Consider the following 23,646-nt stretch of genomic DNA (forward strand, 5'->3'; position numbering starts at 1 on the left):
TTTCCTCGTTCTTCGATGAGTGGGGATCAGTGGTCGTGCTCGTCGTCGAAATCCGCGACGCCGCGTTTCCAGTAGCCGGTCACGTCGTGGTCGTCCTTGCCGAGCCCGAGGTCGTTCTTGAGCCAGCGGCGCAACGGCTTGATCTGCCCGGCTTCACCGGCGACCCAGGCGTAGAGCCGTTCACCGGCGGGGACCTCGATCGTCATGACCGCGCGCGCGAGCATGTCCGAGGCGCCCGGCGCGACGTCGCCACGGTGCAGCCAATGCACCTCGACGTCTTCGGGCGCGGACAGCTCGATCTCCTCGCTCGCGTCGGCGACCTCGATGAACGCCCAGCCCGCGGCGGTGCGCGGCAGCTCTTCGAGCCAGCGCGCGATCGCGGGCAGCGCGGTGAGATCACCGGCGAGCAGGTAGCGGTCGTAGGTATGCGGCACGATCAGCCCACCGGGCGGACCGGCGACGTGCACCGGAGTGCCGGGAGTGACCTTCTCCGCCCAGCCGGAACCGAGCCCGCCCTCGTGCAGCGCGACGTCGAGGTCGAGTTCCCCGGAAGCCGGGTCGTACCGGCGGACCGTGTACTCGCGCGACGTCGGCGAGGGCTTCGGCCAGCGCAGCATGTCGCCGTCCTGGACCGGCAGCTTCGGCTCGGGATCCAGCTCAGGGAACAGGACCTTCACGTGCTCGTCGGGCGAATGCGCCTCGAAGCCCGCGGTTCCCGGGCCGCCGAGGGTGACGCGGAGCAGTCCGGAACCGATCATCGTGGTACGGACGACTTCGGCCTGCCGGACGCGGATAGGGTACGGGACCTTCTCCGCGTGCGCTCCCTCGCGCACCTCGGCGATGCGTTCGAGGTGCCGGTGGCGATGGTCGGCGCGGCTCACGCGGTACTCCCGGTGAGGACCTGCGTCCAGTGACCGAGGGTCGGCTGCTCGGCGAGGTCGGCGAACTCCAGGGTGTCGGCGCCCTCGGTGCGCCACTGCTCGACGAGACCCATGATCCGCATCGAGTCGAGACCGAGATCGGTGAGGTCGGTCTCCGGCTTCAGCTCGGCCGGATCGCAGCCGAGCAGCTCGGCGACGTCGGCGTGGATCTTCTCGACACTGAGGCTCATCCCTGTGCTCCGGCGTGGATCGGGGCCAGCGCGGCGAGCGCGGCGGCCGTGGTGGTCAATGCGCCGCAGCGCTGGGCGACGTACTCGCAGGCCTGGTCGTGGCGCTCGCGGGAGAAGTCCGCGACCGCGTCGCCGACGAGGAACGGCTGGATGTCGCGCATGAACGCCTCGACGGCGGTGGCCTGGCAGCCGATATGCGCGTAGACGCCGGTGATCAGCAGCTGGTCCCGGCCCGCTTCGGCGAGCTGCTCGGTGAAGGTGCTGCGTTGGAACGCGCTGTAGCGCCACTTCGTCAGCACCGTGTCACCCGGCTTCGGGGCGAGTTCGGGCACCACATCGGCGGCGGCGGGGTCTTCGTCGATGACGGCGCCAATCCCGTCACCCCAGAACTCGGTGAGCAGTCCGCGGTCCTCGGCGGCCTGGTGACCGGGCTGCGCGGTGTAGAACACCGGGACCCCTGCGGCGCGGGCGGCGTCGGTCAGCGCGGCGATGTTCGCGACCATCTCCGGGATCGGGGCTCCCTCGTACGGCGCGAGGAAGTACCGCTGCGCGTCGTGCACCAGCAGCGCGGCACGGCCGGGGTCGGGTTTCCAGCCGACCCGCCCGGCGGGCAGCTCGGCCTCAGTCGGCAGGCCGTACGGCTCGATCTTGGGCAGTGACACTCTCACTTCTCCTTCGCCAAGGCGGCCAGCGCCGCCCGCAGCTCGCGTTTGCTGGTCTTGCCGACCCCGGTCACCGGGAACTCCGGCACCACCTGGACCAGATCGGGCACCTTGAACGCCGCCACGCCGCGTTCGCGCACGAACCGGCGCAGTTCCGCCGCGGCGGGCTCGGCACCGGCAGCGGGGACGACGTAGGCGCAGGTGCGCTCGCCCAGATACGGGTCCGGGACCGCGACGACGGCGGCGTCGAGCACACCGGGGTGGGCCATCAGGTGGTTCTCGACCTCTTCAGCGGCCACCTTCTCGCCGCCGCGGTTGATCTGTTCCTTGGCCCTGCCGACGACTTCGAGGTGTCCCGACGGGTGCTGCCGCACGAGATCGCCGGTGCGGTAGAAGCCGTCCTCGGTGAACGCGGTCTTGTTGTGCTCGGCCGCGCGGTAGTAACCGCGGATCGTGTACGGGCCACGGGTCAGCAGCGCGCCGACCTCGCCCGGTGCGACCACATCGTCCGAAGTGGACAGAGGATCGTCCGGGTTCACGACGCGGACCTCGTCGTCCGGCGAGATCGGCCGCCCCTGTGTCGCGAGGACGTACTCGTCCGGATCGTCGAGCCGGGTGTAGCAGACCAGTCCCTCGGCCATGCCGAACACCTGCTGCAGACGGCAGCCCAGCGCGGGCCCGATCTTCTCGGCCAGCTCGCGCGCGCATTTGGCGCCGCCGACCAGCAGGACGTCCAAAGAGGACAGATCGCGGGTGGTCCGCGCGGCCGCCTGCGCCCACGCGGCGGCCAGCGGCGGCACGAGCCCGGTGATCGTCACGCCTTCGGCCTCGATCAGCCGGAACGCGGTGTCGGCGTCGGGACGCGGCGCGAACACCGTGGCCGCACCCGCGTGCAGCGCCCCGAGCAGGCCGGGCGAGCTGAGCGGGAAGTTGTGCGCCACCGGCAACGCGGCCAGGTACACGCTTTCCGGACGCAGGCCGCAGATCCGGGCGCTCTCCCGGACGCTGTAGAGGTAGTCGTCGTGCGTGCGCGGGATCAGCTTGGGCAGCCCGGTGCTTCCGCCGGACAACTGGAGGAACGCGACCCCGGCGGGATCAGGATCCGGCAGGGCGCGCGGAGTCGCCGCTTCGAGCACGGCGAATTCCTCCGTGCCGACGACGAAGACGTTGCGCACCGAAGGGCTTTCGGCGGCGACCGCGTGCGCCATGGCCGCGTGGCCGAACCGCTCGTGCTCGCCGACGGTCAGGATCGCCGCGGCCTCGCTCTGCTCGGCGAAGTGCCGCAGCTCGCTCGCCCGGTGTGCGGGCAGCGCGAAGACCGGCAACGCGCCCGCCCGCCACAGTGCGAACACGACGGACGCGAACTCGGGCACGTTCGGCAGCTGCACGACGACCCGGTCGCCCGGCTGGATCCCGGCACCGGCGAACCCGGCGGCGAGCCGGTGCGCCCGCTCGTCGAGTTCGGTGAAGGTCCAGCGGGCGTTCTCGCCGATCACGGCGGGGCGCTCGGCGTACGCCTCGGCGAGGCTGGTCAGCAGCTTGCCGAAGGTCTGGCCGCGCCAGTATCCGGAAGCCCGGTAGCGCGCGGCGGTTTCGGGAGGCCAAGGCACGTGATCGGGGTTCATACCGCCCCCTCCAGGCCGAGCGCCCGCAGCATGGTGCCGAACTTCGCGCCGGTCTCGGCGAGTTCGGCCACCGGGTCGGAACCCGCCACCACGCCCGCTCCGGCGAACAGCCGCACGGTGCGGTCGCGGACCTCGGCGCAGCGGATGGTGACCACCCATTCGCCGTCCCCGTCCCGGTCGGTCCAGCCGACGAGACCCGCGTAATAGCCGCGATCCTCGGGTTCGAGCGCGGCGATCGTGTCGCGGGCGAGCGCGGTCGGGACGCCGCAGACGGCGGGTGTCGGATGCAGCGCTTCCGCCAGCCCGAGCGCGGACGAACCGGCGTCGCCCGGGTCGGCGAGCCGTCCGCTGATCCTGGTCGACAGGTGCCACATCGTGGGCGTGCCGATCACCTCGGGCTGGGCGGGGACGTCGAGGTCGTCGCAGAACCGGCCCAGCACCTCGGCCACCTGGGCGGCGACGTGGGCGTGTTCGGCACGGTCCTTTTCGGACGCCAGCAGATCGTCGATCCGGCGGGCGTTTTCGGCGTCGTCGGCCACCCGCGGCCGTGACCCGGCCAGCGGGTTCGCCGTCACCACCCGGCCGCGGCGGGAGACCAGCAGTTCCGGGCTCGCACCGACCAGGGTGCGTGGCGCGGGATCCCCCGGCGCGCTGACGTCGACCGCGAACGCGTGGGCCGCCGGGTCCGCGTGGACGAGACGGGCCAGCAGCCGCGGCACGGCGATGGGGTCGCCACCGGTGACGTCGAGGCAGCGGGCCAGCACGATCTTGCGCAGGTCACCGTCGCGGATCTCGTCCAGCGCCTTGGCGACCGCGGTGGTGTAGACCTCCGGCGCGGGTCGCGGCGACACCGACCAGGTCGCACCGCCGAGCGGGGCGACCGGACCACTCGCCTTCGGTGGTCCTGCCCGGCGCACCACGGCGGGTACCACCAGGCTGCTCGGCGCGTCGGGCCGGAAGCCGATGGCCCCGGCCACCACGGGTTCGGTCACTCCCGCCACGAGCGCGGCGTCGAGGACTTCGGCGGCGGCACGGGCACGTTTGCCCGGCACTGCGTGGACCGGGGAATACACCCCGTCGGCGAGAAGCGATCCTCGAGCGGACGAGTAGTAGAACGATCCGGGCAGGTACGCCGCCAGCAGATCGGCCGCCTGGTGGACCGGCCTTGGTCGGGCCGGTGCAGGTGAGGACACGACTGGATTCCCTTTCGCGAATACTACTGACCGAACAGGCGCTGGTGACACCCCAGTACCCAAGCGCCGACTGCGACTTTTCGGTTAGCCTAACCTAATCGTACGGACCCGAAAAGTCTTCGTTGCGTCATCGAGATCACGCGCGAAGCGTGGCCCCGCCGTCGACGTACAGGTTCTGCATCGTGATATGCCGCGCGCGATCGGAGGCCAAAAACAGGACGGCGTCGGCGATATCGACGGGCTCGGCTATCCGGCCCAGTGGTATGCCGACACGGTATTGCTCCGGATTCCCCGCGATGACACGGTCCGCGCCGTTCTCGTCCGTCCACAGTAGACGTTGCATATCGGTGTCGGTCGAGCCGGGAGAGACGATGTTGCAGCGGATGCCGGACCCGGCGAGTTCGAGCCCGAGGCAGCGGGTCAGCATCGTCGCGGCCGCCTTCGACGCGGCATACGCGGCCATCCCGCTGCGCGGGACTCCGGCCGCGTTCGACCCGACGGTCACCAGAACCCCGCTCTGGCGGGGCACCATGCGGCGGGAGATCTCGCGGAGCACGGTGAAGACACCGGTGGAGTTGACCGCGAAGGTCGCCGCCCAATCTTCGTCGCTCGTGTCGCAGACGGACCCCGGCTTCAGTACACCCGCGACGGACGCGCCGATCCCGATCGGCCCGAGTTCGCGTTCGACCTCGGCGACGACCCGCGCGACGGCGGCTGGGTCGCCGACGTCCGCGACGAACGGAGTCACCCCGTCCCGGGGAGTGCCTTCCGACAGGTCCACCGACGCCACGATCGCACCCGCCCTGGCGAGCCCGTCCACGACGGCCGCCCCGATCCCGCGCGCGCCTCCGGTGACGAGTGCGACCTTGCCCTCGATCCCTTCCACGCCACAACCACCCCCCGTTCCATTTGCTTAGCCTTGCCTAAGCTAGCGGGCGGATCCGGACAAAGCGAGGGACCGACACCGGTGATTCGGGACACTCCGACTGGACGGGAGCGGGTAAAAATGCCGTGGTGCGTCCCGTCCGCGTGTGACTGGGCCCCAGGCGAAGACGTAACTCGCGTGATTGGAGGCGTAACTCGAGTGTGCGGAGCCTGATCACGCGAGTTACGCCTCCAAGCACGCGAGTTACGTGTCCGAACACGCGTGATCGCCTAGCCGGGCAAGGGACACGACAGCGGACCACGCGCGGTTCCCTCACCCCGCAACGTGATCTGCGCGCTCCCGCCGAGCGAATCCCGCGCGGTGCACACGATCTGGTCCACCGCCCGCGCCGACAACCCGGCGACGCCGACCGAGAGGGTCACCGTGACCCCGTTCGGCGCCGGCGTCTGGTCCAGTACCGCGGTGCCGGGCGGGACTTCCGTGGTGTACTGCCGTTCCCGCTCGCTTTCGTCCGGTCCGGCGGCGAGCAGATCGACGGGGCTCGCCGGCGGCAGTTCCTGCGCCAGCGGGCGCAACACGCGGACCGGTTGCCCGCCGGACAGGAAGTAGAGCACCGCGCCGTTGGCGGGCCCCGACGGCGCGGGCGCCCCGGAGATCACGGCGCTGGGCCGGACGCCGCAGCCCGCGACCACGAAAACGACAAGCAGAGCAGAAAGCCGGTTCTTCCTCATGCCGTCACTCCCAGCCGGGGCAGGCGCAGCGTGAACACCGCACCGCCGTCGACGCCGTTGGCCGCGCTCAAGGTTCCGCCGTGCAGCCGGGCGTTCTCCCAGGCGATCGCCAGCCCGAGTCCGCTGCCGCCGGACCTCGCCCTGGCCGAATCCGCCTTGTAGAACCGGTCGAACACGTGCGGGAGCACCTCGGGCGCCAGCCCGGGCCCGCGATCCGAGACCTCCAGCGTGATCTCCTCCCCTGCTTCGGTAAGCCGGAGCGAGACCGGCTTTTCCCCGTGCCGCAACGCGTTCCCGACCAGATTCGCCACGATGACGTCCACCCGCCTCGGATCCCACTCGGCGAAGATCCCGGCGGGCAGGTCTTTCTCCACCTCGCCCGTCCAGCCCCGGATGCGCAGGCTCGCCGTGACCACCTCGGCGACATCGACTTCCTCCCGCGCCAGGGCGGCTGCCCCAGCGTCGAATCGGGAGACCTCGATGAGGTCGTTCACCAGCCGCGTCAGGTTGTGTGTCTCCTCGATACTCATCTTCGCCGCGCGACCGGCGTCCCCCGGCAGCTTCGACGCCTCCAGCTCCAGCACGTCCGCGACCGCGGTCATCGCGGCGAGGGGGGTGCGCAGTTCGTGGGAGACGTCGGCGACGAACCGCCGCGCGTCGGATTCCATCCGCTCCAGCTCGCCGACGTGCCGCTCCAGCGATTCGGCCGTCTCGTTGAAGGTGCGCGCCACCCCGGCCAGCTCGTCCGAACCGCGGACGCTGATCCGCGCCCGCAGATCCCCCTCACCCAGCCGCCGCGCCGCGTCGCCCAGTTCCCGCACCGGCCGCAGCACACCGCGGGCGGCCAGCAACGCCAGCCCGATCGCGAAGACGAGCGCCACGCCACCGATCAGCCAGGCCCGGGTGGCGAGTTCGTCGATGCTCTTCGCCTCCGGCGCCATGCTGCGCGCGACGTAGGCCTCGATGCCCGAATCCCGTTGCTGCCCACCGGGAAGCACGACGGTGAACCTGGTGCCCACCACCAGCATCGGCGCGCCCCGGGAGTCGACTCTTTGCCAGGCGAGGTTTCCCGACCGGACTCGTTCCCGAAGCTCGGGCGAGATCAGCGACCGCATCTGCTCGCTCCCGCTCGCCTTGTCCTCGTACAGGACCAGGGAGCTCAGGTCACGGTCGGACAGCTCGCCGCTGATCCGGCTCAGCGTCCCCTCGCCCGGCGGCAGCGGGCCGAGCGGGAACAGCGCGGTGGCCTTGTCGACCAGGACGCGGGCCGTGGCGTCCTGCGCCTGCTTGAGGATCACGGTGCGGGACTGGACGTAGGCGCCGCCGGCGACCGTCGCCGCGGTGATCACGACCAGCAGGCTGAACGCCAGGAGCAGCCGGGTGCGCAGACCGCCGAGCTTCACAGTGGCCCGAAGCGGTAGCCGAACCCGCGGACCGTCTGCACGTACACCGGCGCGGACGAGTCGTCCTCGATCTTCGCGCGCAGCCGCTGCACGCAGGCGTCCACGACGCGCGAGTCGCCGAAGTATCCGTGCTCCCACACGCTTTCCAGCAAATACTGACGGCTGAGCACCCGGCCGGGTACCTGCGTGAGTTCGAGCAGGAGCCGCAGTTCGGTCGGGGCGAGGGCGACGGGCTTGTCCGCTTTGGTCACGGTCAGCCCGGCCCGGTCGATGCCGAGGTCGCCGTGCCGCTCGATCTCGGCAGGCGTGGGCACCGACGGCGCGGGCTGCCCGCTGCGGCGCAGCACCGCGCGGATCCGTGCCTCCAGCACCTGGGCCCTGGCGGGTTTGACCACGTAGTCGTCCGCGCCGGCGGCGAGGCCGGCCACCACGTCGATGTCCTCGTTGCGCGCGGTGAGCATGATGATCGGCAGATCCCCCGCCGCCCGGATCCGGCGGCAGACCTCGAACCCGTCCAGTCCGGGCAGCATCAGGTCCAGTACGACGATGTCCGGCGGCCGGGACGCGAGCCGGGCGAGGCCTTCCTCGCCGGTGGCCACCGCGTCGACCGCGTGGCCACGGCCGCCCAGCGCCATGCTGAGCCCGTCACGCACGGCTTGATCGTCCTCGATGAGCAGCACCCTGGGCATGCCGACGACTATCGCAGCGCCGGACGGAATCCGCTCGTCCATGACACGCCATGGTGCCCGTTCCGTTTCCGCGGAACGTCCACGGAATGTCATCGTTGCGTCACGACGTCCTCCGTGCGGAACGGTGACATTTTCGTCGGCGTCCGCGCACGTCGCCGCGATCGGGTTCGCACAGGCGTCAGCGAATGTCGACACCATGAAAGAACTCGTGCTCGCGGCGATCACCCGCGTCCTCGCGGTGCTGCTGCTGATCCCGGCGTGGCTGCGGTCCCCCGGCCAGGCCCGGCGGATCGCCTGCGGCTGGGCACTGTCATTGCGGTTCCCCGCCGAAAACCTCACCGGGCTCACCGCGGGAACGCTCGCCGCGTTCACCGCAGCCAGGACCGAGGCGTTCTGGCGGCACCGCACGCTCCTCGGCGTCACCTCGGGACATCGGGACGCCGCCGAGCAGCATCGGCTCTATCTCGCGGAGGCCGGGCGGAAGCGCGTCCTGCCACCCCAGGATTCCGCGCACGTCAGCGGTACCGCGCTGGATGTCCGGCCGCGCGAAGGCGCGCAGTGGCTGGAGGACCACGGCGCCCGCTTCGCGCTCTACCGGATCTACGACAACGAGTGGTGGCATTTCGAGTACCGGCCCGGGGAGGTTCCGCCGGCCCGGTTGCCGCATCCGGGCTGGCGGGAAGGTGTCACCCGGTGACGGTGATCCGGGGCGCCAGTGCCGCCAGGAAGTCGGCCGCGTCGAAGATCTCGCCCGCCGAAACGACCCCGGTCGCCTTGGTCCGGCCGTCGAGCACGCGCTGGGCGGCCTCCACCACCAGCGGTGCGGTGATCGCGTAGATGTCCCGCCCCCGCGCGACGATCCGTCGTTCTTCGCCGCCGGATCGCACCACGACGTCGACCATGAACTCCTGCGAGGAAGGGCCGTCGGCGGGAGGCGCGGGCGTCTCGGGTGTCACGACCTCGCGGGCCGCGTCCACGGTCATGTACGTGGTCACTTCGGGAATGTCGAGGTGACTGGGGACGGTGACGACGTCGGCCATCGTGAACTCGCCGAGCACGGCGCGGGTCCCGAGCGGCGCGGGGAAGTCCCAGTCCAGCTCCGGCAGCGCGTCGTCACGGTGTTCGATCCGGCCGCGCGCGAAGCGGATCCGCTTTCCGTCGCGCCGCTCCCGCGAGACCTTGCCCGCCGCGCGGGTCCCTTCCGTCGGATGCCAGCTGCTCAGCCCGTAGGCGACGTGTGCTTCGTCGGCGGACGTCCAGTCCCCCATCGCGGCGGTGACCATCAGGTCGCCGAGGCCTCCGAAAAACGCCATCGCCGGGATCACCGTCGCTCCCGCGGCGCGCTCGCCGAACTGAGCGAAGGTGTCGATGTTCGCTTCGAGTTCCGCGGCCACGTCGAGGTACGGGACACCCGCCCGCAGCGCCGCTTCGATCACCGGAGCGGCGGTGTCGGCGAACGGCCCGGCGGCGTTGATCACCGCGTCCGCACCCGCGAACGCGCGGTCGAGCGAAGCCGGGTCGTCGACCGATGCCTGCCGGACATCGAGATCGGCCCAAGGCAGGCCGCGCAGTTTCGCCTCGTCGCGTCCCACGGCCAGCACGCCGAATCCGCGTTCGCGCAACTCCGCCACCACGAACCGCCCGGTGTGCCCGTAGGCCCCGAACACCGCGACGTCGTACGTACCCATGGTTTCTCCTGCCCTCGGTCGATCCACTGTGGACCATCCTGTCGGCCGATCCGGCCGATCGACAGTGTCCGGAACGCCATCATGCGTACACTTTCGGACATGAGTACGGTCGCCCTCGCCGCCACGAACGGGATGCTGCAGTTCGAGCTGTCCATCGCCCACGAGGTCTTCGACACCGGCCTGTACGAATTCGGTGTCTACGGCTCGAAAGCGGTCAAGGTCGGACGGTTCCTGCTCGAACCGGACCACGGGCTCGACGAGTTGAAGCGCGCCGGCACCGTCATCGTCCCCGGCTGGGCGGACATCGACGTCGATCCGCCGCCGGAGCTGGTCGAGGCCGTGCGCGCCGCCCACGAAGGGGGCGCGCGGGTGGCGTCCCTGTGCACGGGCGCGTTCGTGCTGGCGGCCGCCGGGCTGCTCGACGGCCGCCGGGCGACGACGCATTGGGCGCACACCGACGTCCTCGCCGCCCGGTTTCCCTCGGTGGAGGTCGATCCGGACGTCCTCTACGTCGACAACGGCAGCGTGCTCACCTCCGCGGGCAAGGCCGCCGCGATGGACCTGTGCCTGCATCTGGTCCGGTCCGACCACGGTTCGGCGGTCGCGAACACCATCGCCCGCCGTCTCGTCGTCCCGCCGCACCGCGCGGGCGGGCAGGCGCAGTTCGTCACCGCACCGGTGCCAGATCAGGACGACCACCCGCTCGGCGGCCTGCTCCCCTGGGTCACCGAACGGCTCGACCGGCCGCTGACCGTCGAGGACCTCGCCCGGCACGCGAACATGAGTTCACGCAATCTGGCGCGGCACTTCCGGTCGGCGACCGGGACGACCCCGCTGCGCTGGCTGCTGACCCAGCGCATCCGCCGCGCACAGGAACTACTGGAGCGGACCGACGACAGCGTCGACCTGATCGCGGAGGCCACCGGGATGGGCACCGCCGCGACGCTGCGGCGGCACTTCAACCGCACGGTCGGGGTGCCGCCGGACAGCTACCGCCGTACTTTCCGCGCGGCTGTCGGTCGGTAAGGCCAAGCGGCGGGCCGGGGGGGGGGGGGGGGGGGGGGGGGGGGGGGGGGGGGGGGGGGGGGGGGGGGGGGGGGGNCGTTCCTTGCGAAGCTTTGCCAGGAACGGCCCGTTCATGGCGTTCAGCGGAGAAACTTCACAGCGCCATGGTCCGCCGGGCCGCGTGCTCATCATCGAGGCGTGTCGCGAAAGCCACTTTCGCGACGTGTGATGTCCCGAAAGTGGCTTTCGCGACACGGTCGGACCGCCCCGCGCCTCTCAGGAGTGCAGCCGCGCCGTGACCAGGTCCGCGACGGCCGCCATCCCGGCCTCGTTCGGGTGGTACGGCACGCGTCCCGGCGCGGCCACGTACCGCTCCATCCACGGGACGGTGGCACAGGCGTCGTGGTCCGCGCTGATCGCGGCCGCCGGGACCAGGGTGGCCCGTTCGGCGCGGGCCGCCCGCCGGGTCGCCGCCGCGAGCCGGTCCGCGACCTCGCGTTCGAAGACCAGCTGCTCCGGGGTGAGGGGAACGCCGTCGCAGGCGGGCGCCGTGCGCGGCACGATCGTCAGGTAGTCGACGACCAGCACCCGCGCCCGCGGCGCGCGCCGGTGGACCTCCGCGATGACGGCGCCGATCTTCTCGTGCACCGTGCTCAGCGCCGCGCGGACGGCGTTCTGGTCGACCTGGCCGCAGTTCGCGCCGCCGGTGTTCTGACAGCCGTAGGTGAACAAGCTCCCGACGTAGCCGACGTCGTTGCCGCCGATGGTGACCGTGACGAGCCGGGTGTCCCGGGTGACGGCCTCGATCTGCGGCGGCTGGCCTGCCTGCCCCGAGGTGAGGATGTTCGCCGTGGTCGCGCCACTGCAGGTGACGTCGGTGAGGGCGAATCCGCGTTCCGCGGCCACGAGAGTCGAGTAGTTCTTCGTCGAACGTCCGCAGGCCGCGGGGGTTCCGGGCTGCTGCGGCGGGATTCCCGGCCCCGCGGCGAAGGAACTGCCCATGGCGACGTAGCGGGCGGCCCCGGCGGCTTGGCCGGGCGGCGTGACCAGGAGACCGAGCGTGACCGCGGCGAGCACCGCGACGGACATCCGCTTGAACATGTCGAACCCCTTATCTCAGGAAGGTGACCGGTTCCGGTCCCGCGATGCCGTCGATGACACCGAGGGCGAGCAGATCTTCGGGACGTGGCCTCAGCGCGTCGGCGAGGGCGGGGATCTCTTCAGGATCCCGTTTGAGGATCCCGGCCGCCAGTTCCGGGGCGATGACGGAGAAACAGGCGTCCGGGGTGAGCCAGATCCGGTCCGCCGAGCAGAGGGCGAGCGCGCCGCCCGAGCCTCCTTCCCCGATGACGAGAGTCGTGACCGGCACCTCCGCCGCCGCGATCGCGCCGAACAGTTCGGCGATGGCGTTCCCCGCCCCGGCCGTTTCCGCGGCTGGATCGGCGGCCGCGCCCGGGGTGTCGACGAGGGTCAGCACCGGCAGCCCCAGCCTGCCGGCGAGGCGGATCAGCCGGGTCGCCGTCCGGAAACCGCCGGGCGTGGTGGCGGTCCCGTTCTGCGCCGCGAAAGCGATCGGCCGCCCGCCCCTGACTCCGAACCCGCAAAGAATTCCGTCGTCGGCACCGCCCCGGAGGGTGACGCGGGTGTCGAAGTAGTCGTCGAGGTAGGCGTCCGCGCGGGGCCGGTCCGCCGACCGCGCGCGCTGGACGGCTTGCCAGCCGTCGGCCGCGGAGTCGAGGGCGCCGAGCGCGCGGGGCAGATCCGCCGGGCGGTTCCGGGAAGCACCGGTCAGCAGCCCGAGCCAGACCTCCAGCCGGTCGGCGATCGCGTCCTCGGCCACGAGTTCGTCGACATATCCGGCCGCGTACTGGCTTTCCGCCGTGTACGCGGGATCGTCGGCGTACCGCTCCGGCCGCACCCGGCGTCCGGCGAACCCCACTTGAGCACCGGGGACGGCGAGCACGACGTCGGCGTCGGCGCCGAGAGACGCCCACACCCCGCCGGTGGTGGGGTGTCGCGCGACGGTGATGTGCGGCAGCCGCTCTTCGCGTAGCAGTGCCAGACCACGCGCGATCCGCTGCAGCTGCCGCAGCGCGGGAACGCCCTCCTGCATCCGGGTCCCGCCCGTGGACAGCAGCGAGACGACGGGCAGCCGGTGTGAGCGCGCCTCGTCGAGCGCCCGCTCGATGAGCGCGCCGGTGCCGGTCCCGACCGAACCGCCGAGGAAGCCGAACTCGAAGCGGATCACCACGACCTCTTGGCCGCCGATCTTCGCGCGCTCCCAGACCACCGACTCGTCCGTGCCCGTGCGTTCCCTGGCGTGTGCCAGGGAAGCGGCGTAACCGTCCCAGCCCAGCGGGTCAGTCATGGAGAGCCCGCTTGAGGACCTTGCCCATCTCGTTGCGCGGCAACGCTTCCAGGTAGTGCACGACCCGCGGCCGCTTGTGCGGGGACAGCAGACCGGCGACGTGGTCGGCGAGTGCGCCCGGCGATGGCCTGTCCCCGGCGGGGACGATCCAGGCCACGATGCGCTCGCCGAGGTCTTCGTCCGGCTCCCCGGTGACGGCAGCCTCCGCGACCCCCGGATGTTCCAGGAGCGCGTTTTCGATCTCGCCCGCGCCGACCTTGTAGCCGCCGCTCTTGATCAGGTCGGTGGCCCGGCGGCCGACGATGCGCACGTAGCCGTCCGGATCGCGGATCGCCATGTCGCCGGTCTTGAACCATCCGTCGTGCAGCGCGGCTTCCGTGGCGTCCGGCCGGTTCAGGTAGCCGAGGAACAGGTTCGGGCCGCGGACCTCGATCTCCCCGACGGACTCGCCGGAGAGCGGTTGTCCCTCGTCGTCGACGATCCGCAGTTCGACGCCGGGCACCGGCGGGCCGACCGCACCGGGCCGCCGGTCCCCCGTGGCACGGACTCCGCAGTTCATCAGCGTTTCGGTCATGCCATAGCGCTCGACGACCCGCTGCCCGGTCGCGGCGGTGATCCGCTCGTGGTCGGTCGCGGGCAGGGCCGCCGAACCCGAGACCAGCAGCCGCGCCGCGCCCACTCCGGCGGCCAGCGCGGGGTCGGCCTCGCAGTCGGCGGCGAGCCGGTGGTACATCGTCGGGACACCGAAGAGCATCGTGCCCGCGCCGGCGAGCTCCTTCGCGGCCGCTTCGGTCGAGAACCGGCCGAGGTGGTGCAGCGAACCGCCCCGGCGCAGCGGGCCGACCACGCCCAGGATCAGGCCGTGCACGTGGAAGAGCGGAAGGGCGTGCACGAGGACGTCGGCGCCGGTCCAGTCCCAGATCTCGGCGAGCGCGTCGAGATTCGACGCCACCGCCCGGCGCGGGAGGAGGACGCCCTTCGGCGGACCGGTGGTGCCCGAGGTGTAGATGACGAACGCCGGGCTCTCCGGATCCGGTTCCCCGCCTCGCCACGGCGTGCCCGAGGTGTCCAGCTCGACCGGGACCCGTGGCAGCACATCGATTTCCGGCGGCAGCTCCGCGTCCGGTGCGGCCAGCACCAGGTCCGGCACGCTGTCGGCGACGATATGCGCCAGTTCGCGTGATCCGGCCTTCGGGTTGATCGGCACCACGGGGACGCCGGCGGTCAGCGCGGCGACGATCGCGACACAGGTCCGCAGCGTCGGTGTCGCCCACACCGCGACGCGCGGGCGCCCGGCCAGCCTGGCGGCGAGCGGTCCCGCGACGCGCGCGAGTTCGCCGTAGGTCAGGGATTCGTCGCCGAACCGCAGGGCGACGCGCTCGTTCCCGGCAGTCAGTCCGGACAGCATGGATCTCCTCCTCAGCCCCAGTTGGGCACGACGAACACGAGCCAGGCGACCAGCGGCACGACGGCCACCACGAGCGCCCCGTAGACCAGAAGCTGTTTGAAGAACTTGTCGCGGTCGACGTCCTTCGCGTTGGCGAGGACGAGCGCGCCGTTGGTGGAGAAGGGGCTGACGTCCACCATCGTCGCCGAGACCGCGAGGGCGGCGATCATGCCGACCGGCCCGATCGTGCCCTGCGCCAGGAACGGCACGGCGAGCGGGATGAGCGCGCCCATCAGCCCGACCGACGACGCGAAGGCGGACACGACACCGCCGATGTAGCAGAGCAGAAGCGCCGCGAGCAGCGGGATCCCGACGGTGGTGACCGCGTTGCCGACGTAGTCGATGGTGCCGATCTCCTTCAGCACCGCCACGTAGGTCAGTACACCGCAGATCAGCAGCACGGTCGGCCAGGTGATCTCGGAGACGGCGGAGCGGCTGGTCTTGGGCCACGCGACGCTCAGCAGGACGGCGACGGTGATCGCGGTCAGGCCCGGGTCGAGGTCGAACACGAGGGTGCCGACCACGAGCGCGACCAGGCCGGTCAGCGTCACGATCTTGGGTCCGTCCAAGGGAATCCGCTGTTCGTGCGGCAGCGGTTCCTCCTCGGTCTCCGCGCCGACGGCGCCCGCCGTCACGAGCTGGCGGCGACGTAGCTTGGTCCCGCCGAGGACGACGAACAGGACGCCCGCGATGGCGAGGTTCATGCCGAGGCTCGCGAGGAACAGCACCACGGGGCTGCCCGCGATGTGGTTGCGCTCGACGATGCCGTTGACGATCGAGCCGTAGACGCTGATCGGCGAGAACCCGCCGCCCTGCGCGCCGTGCACCACCATCGCGCCCATGAGCAGCGGGCTGATCTTGTAGCGGGCGGCGAAACCGAGCGCGATCGGCGCGACGATCGCGCAGGCCGCCGGGCTCACCGCACCGATCGCGGTCAGCGCGCCGGTGACCACGAACATCACCCACGGGATCAGCGCGATCCGGCCGCCGACCAGGCGCACGGCCGCGGCGACCAGCCAGTCGGTGGTGCCGTTGGCCCTGGCGATGGCGAACAGATAGGTGACGCCCACCAGCACCACGAAGATGTCACCGGGGAATCCGGCGAAGATGCCGTCGGTGTCCAGGCCACCGGCGAGGGTGCCGACGAGGAACGCACCGGCGAAGGCGAGCGCCCCCATGTTGATCGAGCGGGTCGTGGCGAGCGCGAAGATCACCACGAGAACGAGGATCGAGATCAGCTGGGCGGACATGACCGTCCTCCTTGACGGCGGGAGCCCCTTGGCGAGTGGCCGAGTGGACTAGTGGCTGAGCCACCTTCCCTGTGATGTCGACCCCCTGTCAAGCCATGAGTGGTAAATTGGCTAAGCCACTTGTCCAGTCGTGGGAGGGGACCGAGTGCCGGAGGCGTTGAGCCGGTTGAACCGGGCGAAGCTCTACGAGCAGGTCGTCGAGCGGATCAAGGCGCACGTCGAGGAGTCCGGCCTGCACGCGGGCGACAAACTCCCCAGCGAACGCGAGCTCGCCGAGCGGCTCGGGGTCAGCCGCGCGTCGGTCAAGCAGGCGATCGTCGTGCTCGAGGTGCAGGGCCTGCTCGAGTCCCGGCACGGCGGGGGCACCTACCTGCGCAACGATCACCTCGACGTCGAACCGGTCGACGAACTGGTCGCCCGCCGCAAGCGGCTTCCGGAAGTACTCGAAGCCCGCGAGGCGATGGAGACCAAGCTCGCGGAGCTGGCCGCGTCGCGACGATCCGACGCGGATCTCGCCGCCATCGACGCGGCACTGGAGTACATGAAGACCGAGATCGAGGAGGGTGGGCACGGCGCCGAAGGTGATCGCCGCTTCCACGAAGCGATCACCGCCGCCGCGAACAACGCCATCCTCGCCGAATTCATGCGGTCGATCGACACGCAGATCGCGGAAAGCCGCAACGAGTCCTTGCGGCAGCCTGGCAGGCCGTGGCGTTCACTGAGCCAGCATCACAACATCGCCGAGGCCATCCGGAACGGCGACCCGAAGGCGGCCGCGAACGCGATGCGGCGGCACGTCCAGACCGTCAGCAAAGTCCGGCTGCTGACCTGGGACCCGCAGGCCGACTAGCGCTTCAGCAAGCCGTTCGCGGCGATCCCGGTCGCCGCGGCGAGCAGGGCGCGCAGCTGTTCTTCGTCGCGGCGCAAGGCGTCCGGTCGCCAGCCGAGGCTGATGATCCCGTTCCACGCCGCCCACAGCACGGTCGCGGTCTCTTCCGGGTCGACGTCCCGCAGATCGCCGGCCTCCACCCCTTCACGCACGGCGCGCACGAGCCGCGCGTTCTGCTCGGCGACCGACCGGGCGAGCCGTTCCGCGAGTTCGTGCCCCGCCGCGTAACCGCCGGGCTCGCGGGGAAACGCCAGCATCCGGAAGTAGTCGGGGTTGGCCAGATAGAACGCCAGGTACTCGTCGGCCGCGGCGTAGATCTGCTCGATCGGCTTGCGACCGGGGACGTAGGCGCGGTCCATGTACTCGCGATCCGCCTGGAGCGCGCGCTCCACCACCGCCGCGTGCAGGCCCGCCTTCGAGCCGAAGTGGTTGTAGAGGGAGCCCACCGAGACCTTCGCCCGCTCGGCGATCTCCTCGACCGTGACGTCGTCGGCCGGACGTTCCCGAAAGACCTCATCGGCGGCACGCAGCAGCGCGGCGATCGTCCGTTCCTTGCGCGGGTCCACCCTGGGAGCTTAGCAGTTCTTGTAACCGTTGCAAAAACCACGCTACAGTTCTTGCAACGGTTGCAAGAACTCTCCCGGCGAAAGGCGGCGGGCATGACGAACTGGGCGGGCACCGGCTGGCGGGATCCCCGCCTCGGTGCCGCGAAGGAGGCCGAACTCCCCTCGGGAACCTTGCGCTACCACGAGAGCGGGACCGGGCCGCCGCTCGTCTTCGTTCACGGCTACCTGGTGAACGCGAACCTCTGGCGCGCGCTCGTCCCGCTGCTCTCCCCCGTTTTCCGTTGTGTCACGCCGGATTGGCCGCTCGGTGCTCATCTGAACCCAATGCGCCGCGACACCGACCTGACGCCGCCCGGGATGGCCGCCGTGATCGCGCAGTTCCTCGACGCGCTCGACCTGACCGACGTCACCCTGATCGGCAACGACTCCGGCGGCGCCTACAGCCAGATCGCCGCCGCGACGTATCCCGACCGCATCGCGCGCCTGGTCCTCAACAGTTGCGAAACCCCGGAATGCTCGTGGCCGCCCGACCCCGGCGGTTTCGGGCTCCTCAAAGCGACCGCCGCCCATCCCGCGACCTACCGGGCGCTCTATCAGGCGTTGCGGATCCGCCGCACCTGGCGCTGGCGCAACACCTACGGGTGGCTGGCCAAGTACCCCGTCGACGCACGGGCCATGGAGAGCTACATCGGCCCGGTGCTGACCGATCCGGCGATCCGCCACGACGGCCGCAAGGCCATCGGCAGCGTGTCGGCGCGGTACAGCCGCGAGGCGGCCGCCCACCTCGCGGCCGGGTTCGGCAAACCGATCCTGCTGGCCTGGGCCGCCGAGGATCGCGTGTTCCCGCTCGCCAACGCCCAGCGGTTCGCCGAACGACTGGACGCGCCCTTGAAGACCATTCCCGACAGTTACGCGTACACGGCAGAGGACCAGCCGGCGAAGACGGCCGCCGTGATCACCGAATGGGCGCGGCAGTTTCTTTGAGAGGCAGGCGGGGCCGCCTCTCGTGATCCGCCGGACGACACACGTGACCAGACGGACGACACACGCCCGCGGCCGGCCCGCCGCGTGTCGTCCGTCTGATCACGCGTGTCGTCCCTTGAGACACGGTTGGTTCCAACCCGAATCGCCCTCGCGCCCGGGCCGGTACGAGACCCGGACGACGCTTACCTCACTGCGAAAGGGCTTTGCCCAGCCGCCGCAAACCCTCGGCGATCGTCTCCGGCGCGTGCGTCGCGAACGACAGCCGCAACGCCGACCGGTCCGGCTCCCCCACCTGGAACGCCGAGCCGGGCACGAAGGCGACGTCCTGCCGCAGCGCCTCGGGAAGCAACCGGTCCGTGTCCGCGCCGCCGGGAAGCGTGACCCAGACGAACATCCCGCCGTCCGGGTCGGTCCACGTCGTCCCGGACGGGGTGATCGCAGGCAGCTCGGCCAGCATCGCGTCGCGGCGCACGCGGTACGTGGCGCACAGCTTCCGCACGTGTGCGTCGAGATCCGCGACGGCCAGATACTCGGCCGCGGCCGCCTGGTCGACGGTCGAACTGTGCAGATCGGTCGCCTGCTTGAGGATCGTGACGCGGCGCAGGAGGTCCGCCGGCGCGCGGAACCAGCCCAGCCGCATCCCCGGGGCGATCACCTTCGAGAAGCTGCCGAGATAGATCGTGCGCCCGGCGAGTTCCGGACGGGCCGACAACGGTTCCTCGCGTTCGCCGCGATATCGCAGCTCGTGGTACGGATCGTCCTCTACTAGCCAGAACCCGTGACGGGCGATCACTTCCGCGAGCGCACGCCGTCGCGCCGGGCCGATCGTGCGCCCGGACGGATTCGAGAACGTCGGGACGAGGTACAGCAGCGCAGGCCGTTCCCTGGCCGCGATCTCGTCCAGCGCGGCCGGGTCGATCCCCTCCGCGTCGCCGGGGACGGGGACGACGCGCGCCCCGGCGAGCTGGAAGCATTGCAGCGCCGACAGGTACACCGGTTCCTCGACCAGCACGGTGACTCCGGGATCGAGCAACGCGGTGCTCAGCAGTTGCAGGCCCTGCTGTGAACCCGTGGTGATCAGCAGATCGTCCACAGTGGTCGCGAGCCCGCGCCCGCACAGGCGCCGCGCGAGAAGCTCGCGCAGCCGCGGATTCCCTTCGGTGGGCGAATACTGCAACGCGGACCTGTCGGCGAGTGCTCGGTCGAAGGCGGCGCGAAGGCCGTCCACATCGAACAGTTCCGGCGCGGGCATGCCACCGGCGAACGAGATCACGCCCGGACGGGCGGTGAGCGCGAGCAGGTCGCGCACGGGAGAACTGGTGACGCCGTCCATACGACGGGCGAGGGGAAGAGACATGAAGGCTCCTCGGGAGAAACGTGCGGCTCCAGTGCAGCAGCCGGGGATCTTCCCGCGCGAGCAAGCAACTGCCGCCACGATAGCAGTTTCGCCCACCCCTAGGCTTGTGCCGTGCCTCTCGTGGAAATCACCTACGCGCCCCATCTTCCCGAAGCCAAGCTGCGTGAGCTCGGCTCGGTTCTGCCGCATCTCGTGTCCGTCGCCGTGGAATGCCCTGAGGAGCCCTACGACGGCGACCTCCAGCCAGGGGACGTGGAACTGCGTTTCCGCGCACCGGGACCGTTCGACCGCTTCGGCCTCGACCTCCTGGTCGAGGTCCGGTCGAAGTGGTTCCCGAGCCGGGCGGACAACCGCCAGGAGCGGGTGGACCTGCTGCGCACGAGTATCGAGGCCGCGACCGGGATCGACGACGTCGGTGTGTACCTCTCCCTTCCCGTCGCGGCGTGGTCGCAATCGGACTAGCTCTCCCCGAACACGTGCCGCCGGGCGAACGGGTTCCGGAACTTGCCGTCCGGGTCCAGTTCGTCGGCGAGCGCCCGGAAATCGGCCAGCTTCGGGTACTCCGCCGCGCGGTGGAAGAGCTTCCCCCAGTGCGGCCGGACGTCGAACGGGGCGAGCCGTTCCTCCATCACGGGCAGCAGCTCGCGGACCGCCTGTTCGTCCGGCAGCCAGGTGAAGTGCAGCGCCAGCCGGTCGCCACCGTGGAACGGGCTGAGCCACAGGTCGTCGCCCGCGACCGTGCGGATCTCCGAAGTGAGCAGGACGGGTGCCAGCCGGTGCCCGAGTCCGCGCATCGCCTCCATCGCCTCGACGGCGTGCCGGATGGGCACGAAGTACTCGGTCTGGAGTTCGTTCCCGATGCTGGGCGTGAAGTCCAGGCGGAAATGCGGGATCCGTTCGTGCCACGGTCCGGTGACGCCGAGCTGCCGCGTGCAGTTGTCCGCCGGGATGCCCGCCGCGTGGGCCGGATGCCGTGGCCCGTCCGCCGCCGTCGCGCCGAAGAAATCCTCGCCCGGCTGTCCCGGTCCTTTGACCCAGATCTGGTCGACCTCGTCGCGGGCCCAGTTCGTGAACAGGCTGACGCTGTACCCGGCGTCCTGGATCTCGTCGAAGTGCTCGTACACCGCTTCCCACGCCAGGCCGTCGAAGACGTCCTGCCGGAGGTCGAACGACGGCACCAGGTCGAGGGTCAGCCGGGTCACCACCCCCAGCGCGCCGAGGCCGACGACCACGCCGTCGTGCCGGGAGAACGTCTTCAGCTCGCCGTCGGCGGTCACCAGCTCCAAACCGGACACCGCCGAGGCCAGGCTTTGGTTGCGCCGCCCGGAGCCGTGGGTCGCCGTCGCGACGGTGCCCGCCACCGTGCAGTGCGGCAGTGAGGCGAGGTTGGCCAGCGCGAACCCGGCCGCGTGCACCTGGACGGCGATGTCGCCGTAGCGGGCCGCCGCGGGCACCGTGACCGTCGCCGACTCCGTGTCGAGGCCGGCTTCCACGTCGAGCGCGGACAGATCGAGCAGGACGCCACCCGGACTGTCCGCGATGTCGTTGAAACAGTGCCTTGTGCCCAGCGCCTTGACCGCGCTCGACCCGGCGACGGCCTCCTGCGCCTCCCCGATCGTGCGTGGCCGGAGGATCCGCTCCGCGGAGAAGGTCTGATTTCCCGCCCAGTTCGTCTCTCGCACCAGGCCCAGCCTAGATTGCCGACGTCGGCTTCATCCGGAGGAGGTCCGCCCTGACAGGCATTCCCGGCGAGATGGTGTCCATCGCGCTCTTGCTGCTCGTCCTGGCCTTCGCGGTGATCCGGCCACGCGGTCTCCCGGAGGCGGTCGCCGCCGTCCCCGCGGCGGCGATCGTCCTGGTGACGGGAGCGATCTCGTTCCCCGACGCCCTCGACGAGGTGACCAGGCTCGCCCCGGTCGCCGGCTTCCTCGCCGCGGTGCTCGTCCTGGCCAAACTGTGCGACGACGAGGGACTGTTCCAGGCGGCCGGGACGCTCATGGCGCGGTTCAGCCGGGGACGGCCGCGACGGCTGCTGCCCGCGGTGTTCGTCGTCGCCGCGGCGGTCACCGTGGTGCTCAGCCTGGACGCCACCGTTGTCCTGCTGACCCCGGTCGTGTTCGCCACCGCCGCGCGGATGGGCGCGCGGGCCAAACCGCACGCCTACGCGTGTACGCATCTGGCGAACTCGGCCTCGCTGCTGCTGCCGGTGTCCAATCTGACCAATCTGCTCGCCGTCGCCGCGACCGGCATCTCGTTCCTGCGGTTCACCGCGCTGATGACGTTGCCCTGGCTCGCGGCGGTGCTCACCGAATACCTGGTGTTCCGGCGGTTCTTCGCCGCCGACCTGGCGGCCCGGCCGCGGGGCGGGAAAGCGGTCCCGGCCGGGAAAGTGCCGTCGTTCGTCCTCGTCGTGCTCGGCCTGACGCTGGCCGGATTCGTGGTCACGTCGCTGCTCGACGTCAGCCCCGCGTGGGCCGCGTTCGCGGGTGCCGCGGTCCTGGCCTGCCGTGCCCTCGTGCGGCGGCGGACCTCTCCCGCCGCGATCGTGCGGTCGGCGAGCATCCCTTTCGTCGCTTTCGTGCTCGCGCTGGCGATCGTGGTCCGCGCCGTCGTCGACAACGGGCTGGACGAGGCGCTGAGCCACCTGGTGCCGACTTCCACCTCGTTCCCCGCCCTGCTCGGCGCCGCCGCGGTGGCGGCCGTCCTCGCCAACCTGATCAACAACCTGCCCGCCGTGCTGGTACTGCTGCCGCTCGCCGCCGCCGGCGGGACACCGGTGGTGCTGGCCGTGCTGATCGGGGTCAACCTCGGGCCGAACCTCACCTACGTCGGCTCGCTGGCCACGCTGTTGTGGCGGCGCATCCTGCACCGGCACGACACCCGGCCGGAGCTGGGCGAGTTCACCCGGCTCGGGCTGCTCACCGTCCCGGCGTCCATCGTGCTCGCAGTCGGAGGGCTGTGGCTCGGGCTCGCCCTGACTTCCACTCAGTGAGAAGATGGGCGGATGCCCGGGAACCTGTCGACACCCGGCGCCAGCGTCACGTCGCGGGCGTTCGCGCTGCTCGGCGCCTTCGACGTCGACCATCGTGAGCTTTCGCTGACCGAACTCTCGCAGCGGGCCGGCCTGCCACTGCCCACCGCGCACCGGCTCGCCCGCGAACTCGTGGGCCTGGGCGCGCTGGAGCGGCGCGAGGACCGGTACGCCGTCGGCAGACGGCTCTGGGACCTCGGGCTGCTCGCGCCCGTCCAGTTCGAACTGCGGCAGGTCGCCGCACCCTTCCTCCAGGATCTCTACGGCGCGACCGGCGCCACGGTGCATCTCGGCGAGCGTGACGGCGACCAGGTGCTCTACCTCGACCGGCTCTCCGGGAACGCGTCCGTGCCGGTGGTCAGCCGGATCGGCGGACGCCTGCCGCTGCACGCCACCGGGATCGGGAAGGTCCTGCTGGCCTGGGCACCGGAAGACGTTCAGCGGCGAGTGCTCGCCTCGCTGACCCGCGTGACGCCGTACACCATCACGCAGCCCGGCCGCCTGCGCGAACAGTTGCGCCGCGTCCGGCGGGAGGGCTACGCGCAGACCGTCGAAGAAATGAGCCGGGGCGCCTGCTCGGTCGCCGTCCCGATCCGGCCGTCGGGCGGCGACGTCGTCGCTGCGCTCGGCCTGGTCGTTCCCGATCTGAGCCGGGGCCGGGCCCGGCTGATCTCCGCGCTCCAGGTCGCGGCCGCCGGTATCGGCCGGAGCCTGCGGATTTCACTGAGTGGAAGCGACCGCTAGCGGTCCGGCCGACGGGC

Annotated in this window: 24 protein-coding genes; 7 read left to right on the forward strand and 17 right to left on the reverse strand. The window is 71.1% G+C overall.

The features are described from left to right. Nucleotides 1-26: 26 nt before the first annotated feature. From ACXIZN_RS14535 to ACXIZN_RS14575, 9 genes are all read right to left on the reverse strand, one after another. Nucleotides 27-881, reverse strand: a complete 855-nt coding sequence (locus ACXIZN_RS14535) for a siderophore-interacting protein (protein WP_457954987.1) — start codon at nucleotides 879-881, stop codon at nucleotides 27-29. Continuing rightward, nucleotides 878-1,111 (reverse strand): phosphopantetheine-binding protein, encoded by a 234-nt coding sequence (locus ACXIZN_RS14540; RefSeq protein ID WP_034306095.1) that lies wholly within the window; start codon nucleotides 1,109-1,111, stop codon nucleotides 878-880. The genes ACXIZN_RS14535 and ACXIZN_RS14540 overlap by 4 nt, the downstream gene beginning before the upstream one ends. Then, nucleotides 1,108-1,779 carry an isochorismatase family protein gene (locus ACXIZN_RS14545; protein ID WP_457954988.1) on the reverse strand — a complete coding sequence of 224 codons (672 nt, stop codon included), beginning with the start codon at nucleotides 1,777-1,779 and terminating at the stop codon, nucleotides 1,108-1,110. The genes ACXIZN_RS14540 and ACXIZN_RS14545 overlap by 4 nt, the downstream gene beginning before the upstream one ends. Continuing rightward, a complete protein-coding gene (locus tag ACXIZN_RS14550; RefSeq protein ID WP_457954989.1) occupies nucleotides 1,776-3,398 on the reverse strand; it encodes a (2,3-dihydroxybenzoyl)adenylate synthase in 1,623 nt (540 codons plus the stop codon). The genes ACXIZN_RS14545 and ACXIZN_RS14550 overlap by 4 nt, the downstream gene beginning before the upstream one ends. After that, the gene (locus ACXIZN_RS14555; protein WP_457954990.1) at nucleotides 3,395-4,591 is read right to left on the reverse strand and encodes an isochorismate synthase; all 1,197 of its coding nucleotides are present in this window, start codon (nucleotides 4,589-4,591) and stop codon (nucleotides 3,395-3,397) included. Before ACXIZN_RS14555 ends, ACXIZN_RS14550 begins: the two co-directional genes overlap by 4 nt. A 136-nt stretch (nucleotides 4,592-4,727) precedes the next feature. Further along, nucleotides 4,728-5,477 carry a 2,3-dihydro-2,3-dihydroxybenzoate dehydrogenase gene (gene dhbA / locus ACXIZN_RS14560; RefSeq protein ID WP_457954991.1) on the reverse strand — a complete coding sequence of 250 codons (750 nt, stop codon included), beginning with the start codon at nucleotides 5,475-5,477 and terminating at the stop codon, nucleotides 4,728-4,730. A gap of 269 nt (nucleotides 5,478-5,746) precedes the next feature. Further along, complete coding sequence (locus ACXIZN_RS14565) at nucleotides 5,747-6,208, reverse strand: GerMN domain-containing protein (RefSeq protein WP_457954992.1); 462 nt, start codon at nucleotides 6,206-6,208, stop codon at nucleotides 5,747-5,749. Beyond that, the gene (locus tag ACXIZN_RS14570) at nucleotides 6,205-7,611 is read right to left on the reverse strand and encodes an ATP-binding protein (protein WP_457954993.1); all 1,407 of its coding nucleotides are present in this window, start codon (nucleotides 7,609-7,611) and stop codon (nucleotides 6,205-6,207) included. The genes ACXIZN_RS14565 and ACXIZN_RS14570 overlap by 4 nt, the downstream gene beginning before the upstream one ends. Next, complete coding sequence (locus tag ACXIZN_RS14575; protein WP_126732224.1) at nucleotides 7,608-8,342, reverse strand: response regulator transcription factor; 735 nt, start codon at nucleotides 8,340-8,342, stop codon at nucleotides 7,608-7,610. Before ACXIZN_RS14575 ends, ACXIZN_RS14570 begins: the two co-directional genes overlap by 4 nt. Nucleotides 8,343-8,496: 154 nt before the next feature. On the opposite strand from ACXIZN_RS14575, the gene ACXIZN_RS14580 reads away from it, so the two are divergent. Then, nucleotides 8,497-8,997, forward strand: coding sequence for a D-alanyl-D-alanine carboxypeptidase (locus ACXIZN_RS14580; protein WP_457954994.1), 501 nt, complete (start codon nucleotides 8,497-8,499; stop codon nucleotides 8,995-8,997). Here the strand turns inward: ACXIZN_RS14580 and ACXIZN_RS14585 are convergent. Continuing rightward, complete coding sequence (locus ACXIZN_RS14585) at nucleotides 8,987-9,988, reverse strand: saccharopine dehydrogenase family protein (RefSeq protein WP_457954995.1); 1,002 nt, start codon at nucleotides 9,986-9,988, stop codon at nucleotides 8,987-8,989. The two genes, ACXIZN_RS14580 and ACXIZN_RS14585, sit on opposite strands and share 11 nt — an antisense overlap. A 99-nt stretch (nucleotides 9,989-10,087) precedes the next feature. On the opposite strand from ACXIZN_RS14585, the gene ACXIZN_RS14590 reads away from it, so the two are divergent. Continuing rightward, the gene (locus tag ACXIZN_RS14590) at nucleotides 10,088-11,014 is read left to right on the forward strand and encodes a helix-turn-helix domain-containing protein (protein WP_457954996.1); all 927 of its coding nucleotides are present in this window, start codon (nucleotides 10,088-10,090) and stop codon (nucleotides 11,012-11,014) included. Between the two features lie 255 nt (nucleotides 11,015-11,269). Here ACXIZN_RS14590 and ACXIZN_RS14595 read toward each other — a convergent pair whose 3' ends face one another. The 4 genes from ACXIZN_RS14595 to ACXIZN_RS14610 are packed head-to-tail and all read right to left on the reverse strand — an operon-like array spanning nucleotide 11,270 to nucleotide 16,058. Beyond that, the gene (locus ACXIZN_RS14595) at nucleotides 11,270-12,094 is read right to left on the reverse strand and encodes an SGNH/GDSL hydrolase family protein (RefSeq protein ID WP_457954997.1); all 825 of its coding nucleotides are present in this window, start codon (nucleotides 12,092-12,094) and stop codon (nucleotides 11,270-11,272) included. Between the two features lie 10 nt (nucleotides 12,095-12,104). Next, nucleotides 12,105-13,361: a carboxyl transferase domain-containing protein gene (locus ACXIZN_RS14600; protein ID WP_457954999.1), complete on the reverse strand. Its 1,257-nt coding sequence runs from the start codon at nucleotides 13,359-13,361 to the stop codon at nucleotides 12,105-12,107. Beyond that, nucleotides 13,354-14,769 (reverse strand): acyl-CoA synthetase, encoded by a 1,416-nt coding sequence (locus ACXIZN_RS14605; RefSeq protein ID WP_457955000.1) that lies wholly within the window; start codon nucleotides 14,767-14,769, stop codon nucleotides 13,354-13,356. The genes ACXIZN_RS14600 and ACXIZN_RS14605 overlap by 8 nt, the downstream gene beginning before the upstream one ends. 11 nt (nucleotides 14,770-14,780) lie before the next feature. Then, nucleotides 14,781-16,058 (reverse strand): SLC13 family permease, encoded by a 1,278-nt coding sequence (locus tag ACXIZN_RS14610; RefSeq protein ID WP_457955001.1) that lies wholly within the window; start codon nucleotides 16,056-16,058, stop codon nucleotides 14,781-14,783. A gap of 145 nt (nucleotides 16,059-16,203) precedes the next feature. Between ACXIZN_RS14610 and ACXIZN_RS14615 the strand changes: the two genes are divergently transcribed. Next, nucleotides 16,204-16,908, forward strand: coding sequence for a FadR/GntR family transcriptional regulator (locus tag ACXIZN_RS14615; RefSeq protein ID WP_457955002.1), 705 nt, complete (start codon nucleotides 16,204-16,206; stop codon nucleotides 16,906-16,908). Here ACXIZN_RS14615 and ACXIZN_RS14620 read toward each other — a convergent pair. Continuing rightward, a complete protein-coding gene (locus tag ACXIZN_RS14620; protein WP_457955004.1) occupies nucleotides 16,905-17,513 on the reverse strand; it encodes a TetR/AcrR family transcriptional regulator in 609 nt (202 codons plus the stop codon). The two genes, ACXIZN_RS14615 and ACXIZN_RS14620, sit on opposite strands and share 4 nt — an antisense overlap. Nucleotides 17,514-17,606: 93 nt before the next feature. On the opposite strand from ACXIZN_RS14620, the gene ACXIZN_RS14625 reads away from it, so the two are divergent. Further along, complete coding sequence (locus tag ACXIZN_RS14625; RefSeq protein WP_457955006.1) at nucleotides 17,607-18,497, forward strand: alpha/beta fold hydrolase; 891 nt, start codon at nucleotides 17,607-17,609, stop codon at nucleotides 18,495-18,497. A 187-nt stretch (nucleotides 18,498-18,684) separates the two neighbouring features. On the opposite strand, the gene ACXIZN_RS14630 is transcribed toward ACXIZN_RS14625, so the two are convergent. Beyond that, a complete protein-coding gene (locus ACXIZN_RS14630) occupies nucleotides 18,685-19,854 on the reverse strand; it encodes an aminotransferase-like domain-containing protein (protein ID WP_457955008.1) in 1,170 nt (389 codons plus the stop codon). Nucleotides 19,855-19,965: 111 nt separating this feature from the next. Between ACXIZN_RS14630 and ACXIZN_RS14635 the strand changes: the two genes are divergently transcribed. Beyond that, on the forward strand, nucleotides 19,966-20,316 hold the full coding sequence (locus ACXIZN_RS14635) for a hypothetical protein (protein ID WP_457955010.1): 351 nt from the start codon (nucleotides 19,966-19,968) through the stop codon (nucleotides 20,314-20,316). On the opposite strand, the gene ACXIZN_RS14640 is transcribed toward ACXIZN_RS14635, so the two are convergent. Then, nucleotides 20,313-21,536, reverse strand: coding sequence for an FAD-binding protein (locus tag ACXIZN_RS14640; RefSeq protein ID WP_457955011.1), 1,224 nt, complete (start codon nucleotides 21,534-21,536; stop codon nucleotides 20,313-20,315). The two genes, ACXIZN_RS14635 and ACXIZN_RS14640, sit on opposite strands and share 4 nt — an antisense overlap. Nucleotides 21,537-21,607: 71 nt before the next feature. Between ACXIZN_RS14640 and ACXIZN_RS14645 the strand changes: the two genes are divergently transcribed. Together ACXIZN_RS14645 and ACXIZN_RS14650 are read left to right on the forward strand one after the other, a co-directional pair. Continuing rightward, complete coding sequence (locus ACXIZN_RS14645) at nucleotides 21,608-22,846, forward strand: ArsB/NhaD family transporter (protein WP_457955012.1); 1,239 nt, start codon at nucleotides 21,608-21,610, stop codon at nucleotides 22,844-22,846. A gap of 12 nt (nucleotides 22,847-22,858) precedes the next feature. Beyond that, nucleotides 22,859-23,629: an IclR family transcriptional regulator gene (locus tag ACXIZN_RS14650; RefSeq protein ID WP_457955014.1), complete on the forward strand. Its 771-nt coding sequence runs from the start codon at nucleotides 22,859-22,861 to the stop codon at nucleotides 23,627-23,629. Nucleotides 23,630-23,646: the final 17 nt, after the last annotated feature.

Source organism: Amycolatopsis sp. TRM77291, assembly GCF_054166285.1.